14 protein-coding genes are annotated in these 17434 nt (G+C 71.0%); 8 read left to right on the top strand and 6 right to left on the bottom strand.

Going from position 1 to position 17434, the window contains the following annotated elements; translation table 11 throughout:
• Nucleotides 1-49: 49 nt before the first annotated feature.
• From ABH926_RS11075 to ABH926_RS11060, 4 genes are all read left to right on the top strand, one after another.
• Entirely contained in the window at nt 50-643 is a 594-nt protein-coding gene (locus ABH926_RS11075) for a GNAT family N-acetyltransferase (RefSeq protein ID WP_370365346.1), read from the top strand.
• Between the two features lie 77 nt (nt 644-720).
• On the top strand, nt 721-1935 hold the full coding sequence (locus ABH926_RS11070; RefSeq protein WP_370365345.1) for a low temperature requirement protein A: 1215 nt from the start codon (nt 721-723) through the stop codon (nt 1933-1935).
• 69 nt (nt 1936-2004) lie between these two features.
• Nucleotides 2005-2172: a hypothetical protein gene (locus ABH926_RS11065; RefSeq protein ID WP_194915901.1), complete on the top strand. Its 168-nt coding sequence runs from the start codon at nt 2005-2007 to the stop codon at nt 2170-2172.
• Nucleotides 2173-2258: 86 nt separating this feature from the next.
• The gene (locus ABH926_RS11060; protein ID WP_370365344.1) at nt 2259-4895 is read left to right on the top strand and encodes a lanthionine synthetase LanC family protein; all 2637 of its coding nucleotides are present in this window, start codon (nt 2259-2261) and stop codon (nt 4893-4895) included.
• Here the strand turns inward: ABH926_RS11060 and ABH926_RS11055 are convergent.
• The gene (locus ABH926_RS11055; RefSeq protein WP_370365343.1) at nt 4867-6300 is read right to left on the bottom strand and encodes a restriction endonuclease; all 1434 of its coding nucleotides are present in this window, start codon (nt 6298-6300) and stop codon (nt 4867-4869) included. The two genes, ABH926_RS11060 and ABH926_RS11055, sit on opposite strands and share 29 nt — an antisense overlap.
• A gap of 99 nt (nt 6301-6399) precedes the next feature.
• Between ABH926_RS11055 and ABH926_RS11050 the strand changes: the two genes are divergently transcribed.
• Nucleotides 6400-7161, top strand: a complete 762-nt coding sequence (locus ABH926_RS11050; protein WP_370365342.1) for a DeoR/GlpR family DNA-binding transcription regulator — start codon at nt 6400-6402, stop codon at nt 7159-7161.
• Between the two features lies 1 nt (nt 7162).
• On the opposite strand, the gene ABH926_RS11045 is transcribed toward ABH926_RS11050, so the two are convergent.
• Together ABH926_RS11045 and ABH926_RS11040 are read right to left on the bottom strand one after the other, a co-directional pair.
• Nucleotides 7163-7933 carry a DUF1266 domain-containing protein gene (locus tag ABH926_RS11045; RefSeq protein ID WP_370365341.1) on the bottom strand — a complete coding sequence of 257 codons (771 nt, stop codon included), beginning with the start codon at nt 7931-7933 and terminating at the stop codon, nt 7163-7165.
• 105 nt (nt 7934-8038) lie between these two features.
• On the bottom strand, nt 8039-8755 hold the full coding sequence (locus ABH926_RS11040) for a Mut7-C RNAse domain-containing protein (protein ID WP_370365340.1): 717 nt from the start codon (nt 8753-8755) through the stop codon (nt 8039-8041).
• A gap of 152 nt (nt 8756-8907) precedes the next feature.
• Between ABH926_RS11040 and ABH926_RS11035 the strand changes: the two genes are divergently transcribed.
• Nucleotides 8908-9123 carry a dodecin gene (locus ABH926_RS11035; protein WP_370365339.1) on the top strand — a complete coding sequence of 72 codons (216 nt, stop codon included), beginning with the start codon at nt 8908-8910 and terminating at the stop codon, nt 9121-9123.
• A gap of 97 nt (nt 9124-9220) precedes the next feature.
• Here ABH926_RS11035 and ABH926_RS11030 read toward each other — a convergent pair whose 3' ends face one another.
• From ABH926_RS11030 to ABH926_RS11020, 3 genes are all read right to left on the bottom strand, one after another.
• Nucleotides 9221-10174, bottom strand: coding sequence for a glycosidase (locus ABH926_RS11030; RefSeq protein ID WP_370365338.1), 954 nt, complete (start codon nt 10172-10174; stop codon nt 9221-9223).
• A 12-nt stretch (nt 10175-10186) separates the two neighbouring features.
• Complete coding sequence (locus ABH926_RS11025; protein WP_370365337.1) at nt 10187-12607, bottom strand: glycosyltransferase; 2421 nt, start codon at nt 12605-12607, stop codon at nt 10187-10189.
• 253 nt (nt 12608-12860) lie between these two features.
• Complete coding sequence (locus ABH926_RS11020; protein ID WP_370365336.1) at nt 12861-14312, bottom strand: alpha/beta hydrolase; 1452 nt, start codon at nt 14310-14312, stop codon at nt 12861-12863.
• A gap of 283 nt (nt 14313-14595) precedes the next feature.
• On the opposite strand from ABH926_RS11020, the gene ABH926_RS11015 reads away from it, so the two are divergent.
• Both ABH926_RS11015 and ABH926_RS11010 read left to right on the top strand, forming a co-directional pair.
• The gene (locus ABH926_RS11015; RefSeq protein ID WP_370365335.1) at nt 14596-15600 is read left to right on the top strand and encodes a LacI family DNA-binding transcriptional regulator; all 1005 of its coding nucleotides are present in this window, start codon (nt 14596-14598) and stop codon (nt 15598-15600) included.
• Between the two features lie 106 nt (nt 15601-15706).
• A complete protein-coding gene (locus ABH926_RS11010; RefSeq protein WP_370365334.1) occupies nt 15707-17395 on the top strand; it encodes an ABC transporter substrate-binding protein in 1689 nt (562 codons plus the stop codon).
• Nucleotides 17396-17434: the final 39 nt, after the last annotated feature.

Here is a 17434-nt window from a genome sequence, read left to right as displayed (position 1 = left end):
AGTACAAATTAGATTGCCACTAGTTCAAAATGGGGATAGCCTCACGATCATGACAGCGAAGACGCCCGCGCCGATCACCCTCACCGGCTCCCACATCCGTCTGGAGCCCCTGACCCGAGGCCACCTCCCGGACCTGTTCGCGGCCGGCGGTAACGACGACGCGGTCTGGCGGTGGCAGGGCGGCCCGACGCCCACGACCGAGGAAGAGCTCGGGGCGAAGCTGGACACGCTGCTCGCCGACGACTCCTTCGTCGCCTTCGCCGTCATCCTGCTCGCCACTGGGAAGGCCGTCGGCTGGACCACCTACCTCGACATCAGCCCCGCCGACGAGCGCCTGGAGATCGGCTGGACCTGGTACGGCAGCGCGTACTGGCGCACCCCGGTGAACACCGAGGCCAAGCTCCTGCTCCTCACGCACGCCTTCGAGGACCTGGGCATGGGGCGCGTGCAGTGGAAGACCGACCACCTGAACCAGCGTTCGCAGAACGCCATCGCGCGGCTCGGCGCGCAGCGCGAGGGCGTGCTGCGGCGGCACCGGATGCGGCCCGACGGGACGTTCCGCGACAGCGTCTACTTCTCGATGCTCGCCGACGAGTGGCCGCCGGCCAAGGCGCGCCTGACCGAGCGGCTCGCGCGGGGCTGAACCGATGACCGCGGCCCGCTGTCCACGGGGGATGGCGGGCCGCTCGCTTGTTCTCCCCCATGGTTAGGGTGAGGGCCATGACCGCCACGCCGGCTCCCGTCGCGAGCGACCACCCCGCCTCCGACGAGAAGGCCGCTCCGCGCCGGGTGACCACTCTGGAGCTGTTCTTCGACCTGGTCTTCGTGTTCACCATCACCCAGTTGACCGTGCTGCTGGCCGACGATCTGTCCTTCGTGCAGGTCGGCCGCGTGCTGCTGATCTTCGCGGTGCTCTACTGGATGTACGGGGCCTACGCCTACCTGACCAACCAGGTGCCGCCGGAGAACCTGAGCCGACGCGTCATCCTGATGGTCGGCATGTTCGGGTTCCTCACGTGCGCGCTGGCGATCCCGAAGGTGTTCGGCGTCGATGGCGTCGCCTTCGGTCTGGCCTTCCTGGTGGTGACCGCCGTCCACAGCGCCCTGTACGCGCTGATCCATCGCAAGTACGTGCTCAGCTTCGCCGTGCCGAACCTGGCCGCCGCCGGATGCGTCACCGCCGCCGGGGCCGTACGGGGCAACGCCTCGGATCTGCTGTGGCTGGCCGCGGTACTGCTGCAGCAGCTCGCGCCGGTGGTCTCCGGCCGCATCACCGGCGACTACGGGCAGAGCCGCGCCCGGGTCACCGAGAACGTCGGCGACCTGGACCCCGCGCACTTCGTCGAGCGCCACGGCCTGCTTCTGATCATCGTCTTCGGCGAGTCGGTGGTGGCCATCGGCGCCGGCGCCGCCGGCACCCGGCTGGACTGGGGCCTGGCCGCCGGGATCGCGCTCGCGCTGGCGTTGGCCGTCACGCTGTGGTGGACCTACTTCGGGCACGACGAGTCCGCCGCGGAGCACGCGCTCGCCGCCGTCACCGGCATCCGGCGCTTCCGCCTGGGGATGCGCGCCTACTACTACAGCTTCATCCCGATGCTGCTGGGCATCGCGATTCTGGCCGCCGGTCTGAAGAAGGCGATCGGCCATCTCGGCGACGCGCTGCCGACCGCCGCCGGGGTCGCGCTCGCCGGCGGCGTCGCGGTCTACCTCCTCGGCGATCTGTGTTTCCGGCTGAGCCTGCGCATTTCTCCCATGTTCTTCCGGGCCCTCGGCGCGCTCGCCGTGCTCGCCACGATTCCGCTGGCAGGCGCTTCGGCGGCGGCGGAACTTCTGGGACTCACGCTTGTCATGGTCCTGATGCTGGTGGCGGAGGAGAACGCCCGGCGCCGTCAGCGACCGGGCCCGTCTTCACACGGAGAGTCGATCACCCATTGACGCCCGCGCCGAGGGCGGTTAGACAGGGCAGAGTCCGAGCATCGGACGCCTCTCAATAGGAGTGCGAAGATGAACGAACTGCTCGAGTTGGAGCCACGCGAGACCGATGCCGACGAGCTCGACGTGGACACCGCCTTCAGCGGGATCGCTGACGCCTCTCGGGACCACAGCCAGTGTCTGCACTGCTGTGGCGACGACGTCAGCCACTGGTTCTTCGCGACCAGCATCCCCTGGTAGTCCCTGACCGACCAGCGCTGGGGGCGACCCGCGTCAGGACTGACGGCGACACGGCAACGCAGCACCACGAAAGAAGGACGTTCGATATGAACGGCGGGCTGTCGCCTGAGGATGTGGAGCGGCTGATCCGAAAACACGCGGCCGCGGCCGGCGTCGAGATCGGGCTCAAGGAAGGGACCACCTGGCTGGGCGTCCGCCCGCCGGGTGCGCACGTGGTGGAACAAGGGTGGAAGCTGCACGTCTCCAGCCGGACCGGCGCCCTGGCCGAGACCGCGGACGTGATCGTGCCGGCCCTGCTGGCCGAGGGCTGCGCCTTCAAGATGGCCGCCTCCACCGGTGTTCTGGCCTGGCTCAACGACGGCACCACCACGCCGTCCTCGATCGGCAAGGCGTTCACCGTGTACCCCGAACAGGACCGCGTACGCGACGTGGGGCTGATGCTCGCCCGCCTCTTACGCGGCCGGGCGGCGCCGCGCGTGCTCAGCGACCGCCGCGTGGCCGCCGACGCCCCGGTCTACTACCGCTACGGACCCATCGACAAGCCCTGGGGCGCCGACGCCCAGGGCAAGCTCGTGATGACCCTGACCGGTCCGGACGGCGAGGAGTTCCCGGCGCTGGCGACCCTGCGCTACCGCCAGCCGACCTGGGCCGTGGACCCGTTCACCGGCGAGCCGGGCGCGCGGGACTGGGAGCGGTCGCCGAGCCCTTCGACCCGGCTCGGGGACTACTACGAGATCGACTCCGGCATCGTGCACGCCGGCCGCGGCGACGTGATGCGCGCCGTGGACGTGCGCGACGGCGCCCGGGTCATCGTCAAACAGTCGCGGGCCCTGGTCGACGAGGGCGAGGACGGCGTCGACACCCGCCTGCGGGTGCGCAACGAGCGCCGGGTGCTGGCCGTGCTGGAAGGCGTGGACGGCGTCGCCGGCTACGTGGACCACTTCCGCGCCGGCACCGACGAGTTCCTGGTCACCCGCGACGTGGGCCGGTACAACCTCGCCGACGACGTCATGGAGAACGGCCGCTACGCCACGGCCGCGGACCCCCGCGCCGTCCCCGGCCGCACCCTGGAACAGCTCGCGCGGCAACTGGCCACCATCATCCTGGCCGTGCACGAGCGCGGCGTCCTGATACGCGACCTGAACCCGCGCAACGTGGTCGTCGCCCCGGACGGCAGCGCCAAGCTGATCGACCTGGGCCTGGCCGGCCACAACGGCCTGTACCTGCCCGGCGGCACCTCCGGCTACTCCAGCGCCCGGCAGTTCCGGCACCAGGAGCCCACCACCGGCGACGACCTGCACGCCCTGGGCGCCACGCTGTGCTACGCCTGGTCGGCCCTGCCGGCAGTGGTGCTCAGCAGCGATATGGACGAGCCGCGGCGGATCGCCTTACGCATGATCCGAGCGCGCTGCGGCGAAGCCCCGGGCGCAGTCCTGGGGCTGATCTGCGACCTGCTCGGCACCGACGACACCCGGGTCCAGGACGCGGCCCGGCGGATGGCCGCCGGCGACTTCTCCCTCGCTCGGCGCACCCGCACCGCCCTCGCGCCCTCCGCACCGGTCACCGACGCGCTGATCGAGGAGATCGGCTCGAACCTGCTCGCCGACCTCACCGACCAGACCCGCAGAATCCTGACCGAGGTGCCGCGCACCGAACAGGTCGGCGTCGACGGCTGCGTCTACCGCGGCGGCGCCGGCATCGGCCTGGAACTGCTGGAGCACCTGGACACCCCGGGCGTCCCCGGCCTCGTCGCCGACCTGGTGCTGTTCAGCCGGCGCGGAGCCGCCGTCGTCCGCCTGGGACCGGGCCTGTGGACCGGACGCACCGGACTGGACGTCTTCCGGCTCAGCGCGGCACGGCGCCTGGCGCCCGGGGCCGTCTCCCGCGCCGACACCGACATCCGCCCCGCGCAGACCATCGGCACGGACTGGAAACCCGAATACTCCGACCTCATCAGCGGCGCCTCCGGCATCGGCCTGGGCCACCTGCTGCTGCACGACCTCGACCGGCGCCCCGAACACCTGGACATCGCCCGGCTGTGCGCCTACCACGTCCTGGCCAACACCATGCCCGACGCCGAATCCCAGCCCGGCCTGCTCGGCGACGCCGCGGGCGTCGAACCCTCCACCGCGCGCGGACACGGCCTGGCCGGCACCGTCGACGCGCTCGCCGTCATCGGCACCCGCCTGGCCGACGACACCATCCTGGCCGGCGCCGACGAACGCGCCCGCGAACTCCTGCGGCGCGCCGACCGGCTCGCCGCCCTGTCCGCCCGGCCCACGACCGCACCGCTAGCCGCCTCCTGGTGCCAGGGCCTGGCCGGCATCGCCACCAGCCTGTTCACGGCCGGGGAGTACCTGAACGACTCCGCCTACACCGATGCCGCACGGCGCGCGGCGGACGCCTGCACCGCCCTGATCCCGCGCATGGACAAGCCCACCCAGTGCTGCGGTCTGTCCGGGATCGGCAACATGCTCATCGACCTCGCCACCCGCGACGGCGACGAGCGGTACTGGCAGGCGGCGCGCGCCGTGGTGGCGCAGCTGCTGGTCCGCAGCGCCGGACCGGCCGACCACCCGGTCTTCGTGCGCGAGAACCCCGGCGAGTACAGCGCGTCCTGGGCCTACGGCCTGACCGGGATCCTGAGCTTCTTCCGTCGCCTCTCCCGCGGCGGCGGCCCGATGGCTCTGGCGGTCAGCTCGTCGCTGTCCTGCGTCCGCTGATCACCGCGTCCATGCCCAGGTGCTCCTTGATCAGGGCCCTGAGGCGTGCGCCGTCGACCAGGGTGATCCGCCCGACCTCGGCGGCGAAGGCGTGGCTGGCCGGTCCGAAGGACGAGGTGGTGACGACCAGGCCGGTGTAGGCCTTGTGCTCCTGCATCGTGCCGTACAGCGCGCGCACCGCCTCGACCGGCACGGTGTGGGTGTAGCGCTTGGCCTGGATGACACAGACACCGCCGATGGCGATGTCGTCGCGGACCGCCACCGCGTCGACACCGCCGTCACGGCTGTCCGGGGTCTTCCAGGCTCTGAAACCCATGGCGAGGAACAGGTCGCGGATGAGGCGTTCGAAGTCGTAGGGGTCCATGGTCGCCAGGTCCAGGACGGCCGCTGCTTCGGCGGGCCGGCGGCGCTCCAGGCCGGGATCAGCGAACGGGATCACCGGCTGGAGGCCGCAGGGATCGTCGGACAACAGGGCCCTGAGATGTATCAGGCATTGCACCGGATCCAGACGCGGCTCGTCCAGCGCGACGCGCTCGAAGACGTCGCGTTCCACGAGAAGACTCACCAGACACGGCCGCACCGGCCGGCCGGTCGCCGGATCGGTGGCGCGCACGTGGCCGTTGACGGCGATGACATCGACGGCCTCCGGTGCGGTGACGGCGGCGGCGTAGTCGGCGACGCACAGGGCAAGGCGTGCCACGGCGTCTTGGTAGATACTCTGTTTCTCCGCCTCACGCCTCGGTATCGCCACGATCTCGCCTCGCGCCGCGACGTAGCGGAACGCCTTGTCGGCCGGGACGCCTTCAGGCCGCGGCAGATCGACTGCGACGGTCAGACGACGTGTGTCGGGGGAGTAGGCCACCTCTGGACGCGCACGCTTGAGGAAGGCGCGCTCGGCGAGGATTTGCGAGACGCGGTCGGCGAAGCCCTCGGCGCCGCCGCTGTCGAGAGCGGCGCCGGAGTCCGCACGCAGCGGCTCCAATCCGCGGTCACGACCGGCCAGGACACTGCCGATCGCCTCAACCCGCCGCTCGATCTCCCGGGTGCGCTCCGCCGCCTCGTCCTTGAGCCGCTGCACAGCCTGCGCCTTCTCGTCCCGAGCGGCATTGCGCTCCCGGACCATGGCCTCGCGCGCTTCGGCCTGCTGGCGCAGCGTCTCCCGCTTCTCCATCTCCCGGAGCACCTGCTGCACCTGGCGCGCGTCGGACGCCTGCTGCCGCTTGGCCGACTCCTCCGCGGCCCGCCGGGCCTGCCGAGCGGCGGCCTCCTCCCGACGCGCCGCAGCCCGCTTCTCCTTCTCCCGCGCCGCCAGGGCAGCCTTCTCCAACGCCGCCTTGTGCGCCGCTCTGCGCTGCTGCGCTTCGAAAAGCTGCTGCGCGACGCCTTTCGGCTTCGACCCCGCCACGAAGTCTTCCTCCCCGGTGAAAAACCCTCGACCATCAGTCTGCCCGCCCCGGCCCCCTACAATTGCGGTGATCGGCGCGGCGACATCAGGGGTGGAGACATGTACGCGGAGGAGCGCCAGCAGGCCATCCTGGCGAAGGCGCGGGCCGCCGGACGGGTCGACGTGGTGGGGCTGGCCGAGGAGCTGTCGGTCACCACCGAGACCATCCGGCGGGACCTGACCGTGCTGGAGCGCGCCGGGGTCGTCCGGCGCGTGCACGGCGGCGCGATTCCCGTCGAGCGCCTCGGGTTCGAGCCCGGCGTCGCGGCCCGGGACGCGGTGATGACCGCGGAGAAGGAGCGCATCGCCAAAGCCGCCCTGGCGGAGCTGCCGCAGGAGGGCTCGATCATCATCGACGCCGGCACCACCACCGGGCGCCTGATCGAGATCCTGCCGGTGGACCGGGAGCTGACCGTCGTGGTGAACGCCCCGGCCTTCGGCGCCCAGCTGGCCACCCGCCCGAATCTCACGGTCCTGATGCTCGGCGGCCGCATCCGCGGCCGGACCATGGCGGCGGTCGACGACTGGGCACTGGCGCCGCTGTCCCAGCTGTGCGTCGACGTGGCTTTCCTGGCGACCAACGGGGTCTCGGTGGCGCGCGGACTGACCACCCCCGACATCACCGAGGCGGCGGTGAAGCGCGCCATGATCGGCGCCGCCCGGCGCACCGTGCTGCTGGCCGACCACGGGAAGGTCGGCAACGACTGCATGGCGCGCTTCGGCGGGCTGAGCGACGTCGACCTGTTCATCACCGACACCGGTCTGGACGAGGAGACCGCAGGGGAGTTCGGGGACGCCGGGGTGCGGGTGGTGCGGGCCTGATTTACCAGGGCAGCCGCAGCCAAGGACTCTCCGCCTTGCCCAGCAACGACTTCCCTGCGTTGGTGTACTTCCGGTAGTCGGCGCTGATCTCTTGAGCGTCGAACCCCGCGTTTGCCTGCCAGAAGACCCGCCCGGCCAGGAACCCCAGCTGGAACTCCGCCCACGACGGGTACTCCGGCCGCACCATCCGCACCGCCGCGTCGATCGCCGCCCACGCCTCGTCCGCCGGCAGGTACCCGGCGTCCACGACGAACCGGCTGACGTGCACCACCCGCGCCGCGTCCCAGGCCGCGACACTGTCGACGATCCGCCGCGGGTGGTACCACTGCATCATCGCCCGAAGCGGCCATGCCGACTGGAAGTAGTTCAGCGCCAGATCCGGGCGCTCGCCGCGCTGGACGGCGATCGCCGGGATCTCCCGCGTCGCCTGCTCGACCCGGGCTCGCTCGTCGGCCCGGCTGAGGTCCCAGCCGGCGTTCAGGTAGCCGCGTAGGCAGGAGTAGATGGCGCGATGGCCGCCGTCGTCGAGCAGGAAGCGGTAGGTGGCGCGGGCCGAGTGGGCGTCGTGGACGTCCCAGGACTGCTCGAGGATCTTGGCCGCGATGTGTGGTTCGGCCGCGGTGGTCAGGGCGTTGATCGGCAGGTAGTCGCCGGCTGCGTACACGGCGCCCAGCGCGAGGCCGCGTTCCTGCTGCGGGGTCAGCGCCGGTGCGTCGGGCAGCACCTTGAAGCCGACGTCGACGATGCTCTTCAGTCTGCCCAAGATGCCCACGGATGTTCCCCTCGCCATTCCCGGATGGACACGGGACCCTAACCCGCTCCGTAGTGGGGGCACACCGGCAGAACTACCCGCAGCGCTCTGGGGGATCAGGTATTTCTACCGGTGCCGGGTCGCCTGCTCCACGATCGCGTCCAGGCTGGCCGAGTGCGCCCCGCGCCAGTAGGCGTGGCCGCAGGACTCGCATTCGGCGAAGGCGTCGTAGGACTTGGCGGTGCCGCTCTCCAGCCGGTCGCGCATCTCCTCCTTGGGCACCGGCCGCAGCACGCCGTTGCACGCGGTGCAGCGCGTCCACGGCGCCAGCTCCGGCTGGAAGCGGTCCAGGATCTCGTCGAGCTGCACCGCGGGCTTGTGGCTGTAGACGTAGGCCCCGGCGAACAGCTCGCGCCGGTGCAGCAGCCCGCGATCGCGCGAGAGCATCACCCGCTGCTCCTGCGCGGAACGCGCCGCCAACGCCGCGTCCCCGATGTCAGGGGTCTCATACGCGGCGTCGATGCCGAGCACCCGCAGCCGCCGCGCGAGCGTCCCGAGGTGGATGTCCAGCAGGAAGCGCAGCGGACCCGGAACACGCTGCGGAAAGACCAGCTTGCGGACCTCGACGTGCTCGCCGGAGACCGGCACGCGCCCGGCCGCCGCGGGCTGCCCGTCGACCAGCAACTCGCCGACCTCGACCAACGGGACGCCGAGCGCCTCCACGACGTGCCCCAAGCTGGAGGTGGCATCGGTCTCCACAGCCGCCCCGGCCCGCCGGTTCGCCGCCGCGAGGAAGATGTGCAACCCGGGGTCGAAGGTGATGCTGATATCCGCTTTCGCCACGGAGCCAGCATGCCAGCGGGGTGATCGCACGACCACCGCTTTCCGCCCCGCCGCCCGTCACCCGCTTGGCCGCCACCCCGCGCGCCCTCCGGATGCGCCCCCAGCCCCCCGGCCCCAGCCTGGACCCCAGGACGACCAGCCGGGAGACCACCATGAGCGAGCACACTTACCGCGTCACCGAGATCGTCGGCTCCTCCCACGAGGGCATCGACGCCGCCATCCGCAACGCCATCAAGCGCGCCGGCACCACCCTGCACAAACTGGACTGGTTCGAGGTGACCCAGATCCGCGGCCATCTGAAGGACGGCGAGGTGGCGCACTTCCAGGTCGGGCTGAAGGTCGGCTTCCAGATCGACGAGGCCGACTGAGCGGGAGGGGCTCGCCTTTCGCGCCTTTCGCGTGGGCGCGCGAGCCGGACCGGTGCCTCGGCCCGCGCGCCCGATCTCTGCGCGTCAGCCCCCGCCCTCACCCGTACTGCCACAAGTGATCCAACAACTCCCCCAACCGCGCCGTCGCCAGCGCCACCACCGAATCCCCGGCCCCGTAGTACAACCGCACCTCGCCGCTGTCCTCGTCGTGCACCATCCCCGTCGGGAACACCACGTTCGGCACGTCGCCGCGGGTCTCGTACTCCGCGGCCGGGCCCATCACCCAGGCCGGGGAGCGGCGGACGACCCGGGCCGGGTTGTCCAGGTCGAACAGGACCAGGCCCGCGCGGTACAGCGGGCCCGCCGGCATCTGCTTCACGCCGTGGTAGACGCCCAGCCAGCCGTGCTCGGTCTCGATCGGGGCCGGGCCCAGGCCGATGCGCGCGGCGTCCCACCACGGGCCCTCGCGGCTGGCCATCACCGGTTCGGGGGCCGACCAGTGGTGCAGGTCGGAGGAGCGGGACAGCCAGATGTTGCCCCGGTTGCCGTCGCGGGAGCTGACCGGGCGGTGGTACAGGATGAAGTCGCCGTTCACCCGGCGGGGGAGCAGTGCCGCGTCCTTGTCGTCCGGCGGCATCACCGCGCCCAGTTTCTCCACCGACTGGAAGTCCTCGGTGGTGGCCAGGGCGACGCAGGGCCCTGACGGTCCGTACGCCGTGTAGGCGATCACGTACTTCGCCAGCTCCGGCACCCACGTCACCCGGCAGTCCTCCACGCCCCACATCGACGTGTGGTCGCCCGGGTCCTCGGCCAGCAGCGGCTTGGGCTCCACCCGCCAGCCGTGCACGCCGTCGGGCGAGCGCGCGACCGTCAGGTGGGAGATCCCGCGCTGGTCCTCGACCCGGCACAGCAGTACGGTCTCGGCGCCGTGGGTGGCCGCGCCCGGGTTGAACACCGTGTTCACCCGGTAGGGCCAGTCCTCGGCGGTCAGAATCGGATTGGCGGGTTCCCGCGTGAACAGGTCCCGGATGGCGTCGTCCTTGGTCGGCAAGGCCGCTTCCCCTCATCGTGAAATGGCTTCGTCCCTGTCGTCGGCCAGGCCCGCCCGGATCAGTCCCAGGCGCGCCTGGTGATAGGCCAGCGTCGACTCCGCCCCCTGGTTGGGGTTGGTGTCCCCGGCCTGCAGTCCGTCCCGGCACCCGCCGGAACCGGAGTCGTACAGCGGTAGTCCTAGCCGGTTCTCCCCCAGGAACCAGCCGAACGAACGTCTCGCGCACCTGGCGTACCGCGTGTCCCCGGTCACCCGCCACGCAGCCGCGCACGCCTCCACCGCCGCCGCGGCGTCGACCGGCTGCTCCGCGCCCTCGTACTCGGGACGCGCCGCCCCCTTGCGCCGCCACAGATTCCCTATGAGTGCGAGCCGGACGTTGGCGTTGGCATCAGCGTTGGCGTCGTCGGCGCGGACCCCGAGCCCCACCTGCGCCAGATACCAGTCCAGCGCCCTCAACCCCCGCCCGGCCACGGCCGCGTCCCCGGCCCGCGCCCCGCCGGCCAGCAGCGCCTGCGCCAGCCGCGCGTTGTCGTACGACAACTGCTCCTCGAACCACGGCCATCCCTCGATGGCGGCGTCCTGCCACGCCGCGTCCAGCCGCGCCACGCACCGCTCGAGCTCCCGCGTCGGCTCGGCGACCTGCACCAGCCCGAGCACCGCGTACGCCACGCTCCGCAGATCGCGCAGCCCCCCGACCGCGGGCAGCGCCTCCATCAGCTGCTCAGCCGCCCGCTCCCGGAACTTGTCCGGGACCGCCGGCGTCGCCGCGATCTCGCCCAACGCCCAGATCATCCGCCCGACATGGTCCCCGGAATGCGGCTCGTCCAGCCAGGCGCCCTCGACGGTGCGCATGTTCCGCGCCGCCCGCGCGTCCGGATCGTAGGCCGCCTGCAGGAAGTCCAGGCTCGTGTCCAGCCACTCGTGCGGCGCCGCCCCGCGCAGCGCCTGCGGCGGCTCCGCGCACAGTCCGGCCGCGACGATCGCCAGCCGCGCCACGTCGTCGACGCAGTGCCCGGACGCCGGATCCGGCCGCATCCCCTGCCCGAACTGCACTATCCCGCCGGAGTCGGTGAGCTGGGTCAGGTACTTCAGCTTCAGCCGCGGTGGCCGCACGCTCCCGGCCGGCACCGCCGGCACCGTCGGCACCTCCCGCCGCCGCTGCTCCGCACAGGCCCGGACGATCGCCGCGAACCGCTTCGCAACCGCGTCCCAGCGCAGATCCGCCCCGCGCTCCCGCGCCGCCCGGCCCGCGGCGGCCAGCCGCGCGTCGTCGCCGAGCAGCGTGCGCAGCGCCCCGGCGAAGGCCTCTGCGTCCTCCGGCGGAACGGTGATCCCGGCACCGTCACCGAGCATGTCCACAGCGTAGTGGTAGGCGGTCGACACCACCGGCTTTCCGGCGGCGACGGCGAAAGTGAGCGCCCCCGAGGAGATCTGCTCCCGCGAGCGGTACGGAGTGCAGAAGATCTCCGTCCGCGCCAGGATCGCGCCGATCTCGTTCTCGGTCAGGAAGCTGTCCAGGAACGCCACGCGGTCGGCGATCCCGGCCTGTTCGGCTGTCTGAACCAGGGTTTCGCGATAGTCCTCGCCGCTGGTGCGCACGATCTCAGGGTGCGTCGATCCGGCGATCAGATACGCGGCGTCCGGGTGCTCCGAGGCGATCAGCCCCAGGGCCTCGATCGCGGTCTGCAGGCCCTTGCCGGGGGAGATCAGACCGAACGTCGACAGCAGACGCCGCCCGGCGAGCCCGTCCAGCGTCCGCCGGACCTCCGTGCCGATCTCGTGCGATGCCGTGGCGTCCGTGGCGCGCTTGGAGTCCGTGAAGCCCGTGAAGTCCGTGAAGTTCGTAGCGTCCGTGAAGTCCGTGACCGCCGTCGGCGCGCCGTGCGGCACATGCACGATCCGGTCCGGCGGCGCGATCCCGGTGCGCACGGCCAGCGTGCGCGCCGTCTCGGTGAACACCGTGACCGCCGCCGCGTCCCGGCACAGCCGGTGCAGCGTCGCGGCCTGGCTGTGGGTCGGCTCGGAGAGCACGGTGTGCAGCGTCACCAGATACGGCACCCCGCGCTGCGCCAGCTCGGCGGCGAACCCGGTGATCCACGCCCCGTCGGGGCCGCCGAAGATCCCGTATTCGTGTTCGATGACGACGGCGTCCACCCCGGCGTCGGCCAGGTGTGCGGCGGCCCGTCGGTAGTCGGCATGGCAGTCCTGCTCGATGACGGTGCGGACCTCGGCCGGGTAGTCCAGGCCGTCCCGGTCCAGCGCGCAGATCTCCACCGCCACGTCCGGCGCGGACCGGGCCAGGGCGGTGGTCAGATCCTGCGAGAACGTGGCGATCCCACAGCGGCGCGGCGCGTAGGTCGAGACGATCGCCAGCCGGGTCGCGAGCGGCGCGGGGGGTTCGGGGGCCTCGGGAGTCTCGGGAGTCTCGGGCATGCCTTCTCACCTATCGGTCGGATGAATGAGACCAAAAAGATGGAACAGCACACAGCGTGGCATCTGGATGTTTCCGTCACGGAAACAATGTTTTGCGACAGTGCCGCACACAGGCATGAAAAAAGCGTGGTCCCGGCACGGCCTGAGCCGTACCGGGACCTCGCTTCGTCGGGGAGGCCCTCTCTCCCCGAAGCCTTGTGAGTCTTGTGGGCCTTGTGGGCCTTGTGAGGCTGTCAGCCCTGTCGCAGGGTCCTCACTCGCCCCCGAACATCGGGTACGACCACGACGGGTCCGGCTTGACCGGAGGCGGCGAGGTCACCTGGTTGTAGTGGCCGGTGGCGATCTGGCCGAAGTTCGCCATGGCCGGCGAGGACGGGTCGAAGTAGTAGTCGTGCGCGGCCACCAGGCCGCTGGGGCCGACGCCGCCGTCGAAGACGTGCGCGCCGAAGGCCGGGGTCACCGGGTCGGTGTTGTGGAAGCCCTCGGCCCAGACGATCGGGTCGTTGTCGTCGCGGGTGGCCCACACGTGCGCGGTGCCGTCGGGGACGTGCATCGCGGCGGCGTTGTCGACGTCGATGCCGGGGCTGGCCGCCAGCACCACGTCGTCGGCGCGCAGGCCGCCGGGGGCCTGGGTGGCCTCGCCGACCACCGTGGTGCCGTAGCTGTGGCCGATCACCGTGGTGTGCAGCGGGTCGCTCGGATCGTGGGTGGCGTACAGGCCCTGCTGGAAGCTGTCCAGGACCGGGCCGCCGGCCTTGGCCGGCGCGTCGAACAGCGCGGCCGGGACCGATCCGGGGGCGTTGTAGTTCATCCATGCCACCGCCGAGGTGGACTGCGTCGGGTCGGCGTTGTGCGCGGAGTTGACGATGGTGTCGGCGGCGGTCGTGTACTGGTCCACGTGGCCCGCCGACAGGTCGGTGCTCACGCCGGGGACGACGGTCACCACGTTGTCGGAGGTGTCCGGGTTGCCGCTGGCCACGATCGCGTGGCCGATGCCGTTGGTGTCGATGCCCAGCAGGTACTTCTGCGGCGCGCCGTCGGTCCCGCCGTTGTCGAGCACCTTCTGCAGCTCGTTCATCCCGTCGAGCTTGGTCTGCAGGGCGCCGATCTGACTCGACTGCGCCGCGGCGGCCATCGGGTAGTCGTCGTACGGCGAGGTCGGGGTGTTCTTCAGGTCGGTGATCTGCTGCTGGGTCTGGGTCTGCAGGTTCGACAGGACCGTGCGGTTCGCGCTGTCGCGCACCGTGTCGGGAACCCCGTCCATGGCCCCGATCTTCGCCGGATCACCGGCCACCAGCGCGGCCTGCTGGTCGCTGCTCAGTCCGTTCCACCACGTGTTCACGTCGGCGGGGCTGGTGCCGGCCGTCGGCGTCGAGGGCAGGGTCCCGCCGATGCCCAGGCTCGCGAAGCTGTCCGAGACCATCGTGTCCAGCGAGGCGTAGTCGCTGGTGCAGGTCTGCAGCGCGCCGTTGAGGGTGCCGAACAGCCCCATGCCCGATGACAGGGAGCTGATGAGGTTGTCGTGCAGCTCCCCGTTGACCGAGCCGACCACGGACCCGATCTGGCCGAACGCCTCGCCGGCCAGGACCAGCGACCCGAGCTCGCCCAGCGCACCGGTGCCGGTGCCGAACAGACCCTCCAGGTCAGAAGTGACCATGCTCATCAGCGGCAGGTCGATGCTGAAGGCACCCGCAGTGTCGGCCACGCTTTCTCCTCGTCCGGTTCCGGTGGTGTCCGGCACAGCATGGCCCGCGCCGCGAACGCGGTGCGAGGGGAGAAGTACCCACTGCGCGGTGATCGGCGTCGCGGAGATTTCCAGAACGTTACCCCGCTGTTATTGCCCAGCCGTGCCGCCGGGTGTTGACTGCTCCCCGGAACCGGTTTCGGAACCGGTGCCGTAAGCGGTCGCGAGACCGGTTCCGGTACCGCACACAGCACCAAAGCACTGACATCTCCTGTCGGTACAAGCCATCCGAAAGGCGCCGTTCATGCCGATCACCATCGCCGACGTCGCGGCCCGGGCCGGGGTCAGCAAGACCACGGTCTCCCGTGTGCTCAACGGCAAGGGCGAGCTCGACGCGTCCACCGTGGCGCGGGTGCGGCAGGTCATCGACGAGCTCGGATACGTGCCCAGCGCACGGGCCGTGTCCCTGGCGCGCGGGCGCACCGGCGTCATCGGGATGCTGGTCCCCTCGCTCACCTGGCCGTGGATCGGCGAGGTGATCCAGGGCGCGGTGGACGTGGTGGAGAGCGGCGAGCTCGGGGTCATGCTCTTCACCTGCAACCAGGGCGACGAGTCGATGCGGCGCTTCGCCAGCCAGGTGAACGCCAAGGCCTTCGACGGGCTGCTGGTCATCGAGCCCGAGGGGACCCTGGACTACATCACCGAGCTGCACACCGGGGGACTGCCGGTGGTGCTCATCGACGACCGGGAGGCCCGGCCGCAGTTCGCCTCCGTCGCGACCACCAACCGCGCCGGGGGCCGGCAGGCCGCGCACCACCTGCTGGAGATCGGCCGCCGCCACCCGGTGGTCGTCACCGGCAAGCCGGGTTTCGGCTGTGTCACCGAACGGCTCGAGGGCTTCGCCGAGGTCTTCGAGGAGGCCGGGCATCCGCTGCCGGCCGCCGCCGTGCTGGAGGGCGACTTCAGCATCGCCTCGGGCCATGCCGCTGTGGCACGGGCCGTGGCCGACGGGGTCGAGTTCGACTCCGTGTTCGCGCACAACGACCTCTCCGCTGCGGGCGCCTTGCAGGCGCTGAGAGAGGCCGGACTGGCGGTGCCGGGGGACGTCGCCGTCGTCGGGTTCGACGACGTCGAGTTCACCGCGCTGACCGAGCCGCCGCTGACCACGGTCCGCCAGCCCCTGCGCGAGCTGGGGGCCACCGCGGCCCGGCTGCTGACGGCCCACCTCGGGGGCGAGCCCCTGCCGGCCGAACCGGTCGTCATCCCGACCGACTTCGTGGTCCGGAGCTCCACCGCACCACAGGACTAGATCCCATCCCGATCCGCCCGGCGCGCCTTCGACAAGGCCGCGCCGCGATACCGCACACCCCCGCACAGGGCGCGCGGTACGGATCCCCTCACTTGGAGGAGAAGCAATGACCCTCGCGACATCCGGCACCGCAGCCCGGCGTCCGCTCGCCGCGCTGCTGGCCGCGGGCCTGGCGCTCACCCTGGCCGCGGGTTGCGGCAGCGGTAAGAGCGGCGGCGGTTCGGCGGGCGGCAAGTCGGTGCTGAACGTCGGAATGCCCGACGGAGCGACCCTGCCCGCGAACAACAACCCCTACCTGGACTCCTCGTTCGCCAAGAAGCTCGGCTACACCTGGCTGATCTGGGAGCCGCTGGCCATGCAGGACGAGGCCAAGCCGGACCAGGACCCGGCGCCGTGGCTGGCCACCAAGTGGCAGTGGGCCTCGGACTACAGCAGCGTGACGCTGACCGTCCGCGACGGCGTGAAGTGGTCCGACGGCAGTGCCCTGACCCCCGACGACGTCGCCTACTCCTTCCAGATCATGAAGGACCACAAGGACGTCAACTACTACTCGCTGCCCATCACCAACGTGGCGACCAGCGGCAACCAGGTCACCGTGACCTTCAACGGCTCGCAGTACGTGAACCGCACGAAGATCCTGTCCACCCAGGTGATCAACAAGAAGCAGTGGTCGGCGATGGCCGACCCGTCCAAGGACACGGTCGCCAACCCGGTCGGCACCGGCCCCTACACCATCAAGACCACGACGCCCTCGACGGTCACCGTCGCCGCGCGCAGCGACTACTGGGGCTCGGCGCCGAAGGTGAAGACGATCAACTTCACCACCTACAGCTCCAACGACACCATGGGCGCGGCGCTGACCTCCGGCGCGGCCGAGTGGAGCTACTACTTCATGTCGGACGCCAAGAGCACGTTCGTGGCCAAGGACCCGGCGCACTACAAGCTCTACTTCCCGGCCCAGCTGTCGGCGGACGGCCTGTGGTTCAACACCACCAAGAAGCCGTACGACAACCCGCACCTGCGCCGCGCGATCAGCATGGTGATCAACCGCGCCGACATCTTCAACCAGGGCGAGGCCGGCTACTTCAAGCCGGAGATCGACAACATCACCGGCGTCCCGACCCCGCAGGGCGAGCCGTACATCGCCGCGCAGTACAAGGGCGTGTCGCCGACCACCGGCGTGGACGCGGCGAAGAAGGAGCTCACCGACAACGGCTTCACCTACCAGGGCAGCACCCTGATGGACCCGTCGGGCAAGCCGGTGACGCTGACCATGACCGACCCGGCGGACTGGAACGACTACCAGACCGACCTGGAGATCATCAAGGACAACCTGGCGACCATCGGCATCAACGCCACCGTCGACAAGGCCAACGACGACGCCTGGTTCGACAACGTCGCCAAGGGCAACTTCGACGCGGCGCTGCACTGGACCAACTCCGGCACCACGCCGTACGACATGTACGACCAGATCATGGACTCCGCCGGCCTGGAGCCGATCGGCACCGCGGCCACCGGGGACTTCGGCCGGTACCAGAACCCCGCCGCGGACGCCGCGCTGAAGGCGTACTCCAACGCCACCGACGATGCCAGCCGCAAGACCGCGATGGACAACCTGGAGCAGCTGTTCGTCCAGGAGATGCCGATGATCCCGACCTCGGCCGGCAACCTCGGGGCGGAGTACTCCACGAAGAACTGGAGCGGCTGGCCCACCGCGGACAACGCCTACGAGGCGCCGCAGCCGACCCGCTGGGGCATGGAGGACATCGTCCTGCACCTGACCCCGTCCAGCTGACCGACAGCGAACCACCACAGCCACAGTGAACAGGGCGGG

Source organism: Catenulispora sp. GP43 (assembly GCF_041260665.1).
Lineage (GTDB): Bacteria > Actinomycetota > Actinomycetes > Streptomycetales > Catenulisporaceae > Catenulispora.
This window is presented reverse-complemented; position numbering and strand designations above follow the sequence as displayed.

Bases quoted from the DNA above. Each gene is read 5' to 3' on its own strand.
- ABH926_RS11060 (WP_370365344.1), top strand. From the start codon at position 2,259: ATGAACGGCGGGCTGTCGCCTGAGGATGTGGAGCGGCTGATCCGAAAA.
- ABH926_RS11025 (WP_370365337.1), bottom strand. From the start codon at position 12,607: ATGCCCGAGACTCCCGAGACTCCCGAGGCCCCCGAACCCCCCGCGCCG.
- ABH926_RS11035 (WP_370365339.1), top strand. From the start codon at position 8,908: ATGAGCGAGCACACTTACCGCGTCACCGAGATCGTCGGCTCCTCCCAC.
- ABH926_RS11075 (WP_370365346.1), top strand. From the start codon at position 50: ATGACAGCGAAGACGCCCGCGCCGATCACCCTCACCGGCTCCCACATC.
- ABH926_RS11070 (WP_370365345.1), top strand. From the start codon at position 721: ATGACCGCCACGCCGGCTCCCGTCGCGAGCGACCACCCCGCCTCCGAC.
- ABH926_RS11050 (WP_370365342.1), top strand. From the start codon at position 6,400: ATGTACGCGGAGGAGCGCCAGCAGGCCATCCTGGCGAAGGCGCGGGCC.
- ABH926_RS11065 (WP_194915901.1), top strand. From the start codon at position 2,005: ATGAACGAACTGCTCGAGTTGGAGCCACGCGAGACCGATGCCGACGAG.
- ABH926_RS11015 (WP_370365335.1), top strand. From the start codon at position 14,596: ATGCCGATCACCATCGCCGACGTCGCGGCCCGGGCCGGGGTCAGCAAG.
- ABH926_RS11010 (WP_370365334.1), top strand. From the start codon at position 15,707: ATGACCCTCGCGACATCCGGCACCGCAGCCCGGCGTCCGCTCGCCGCG.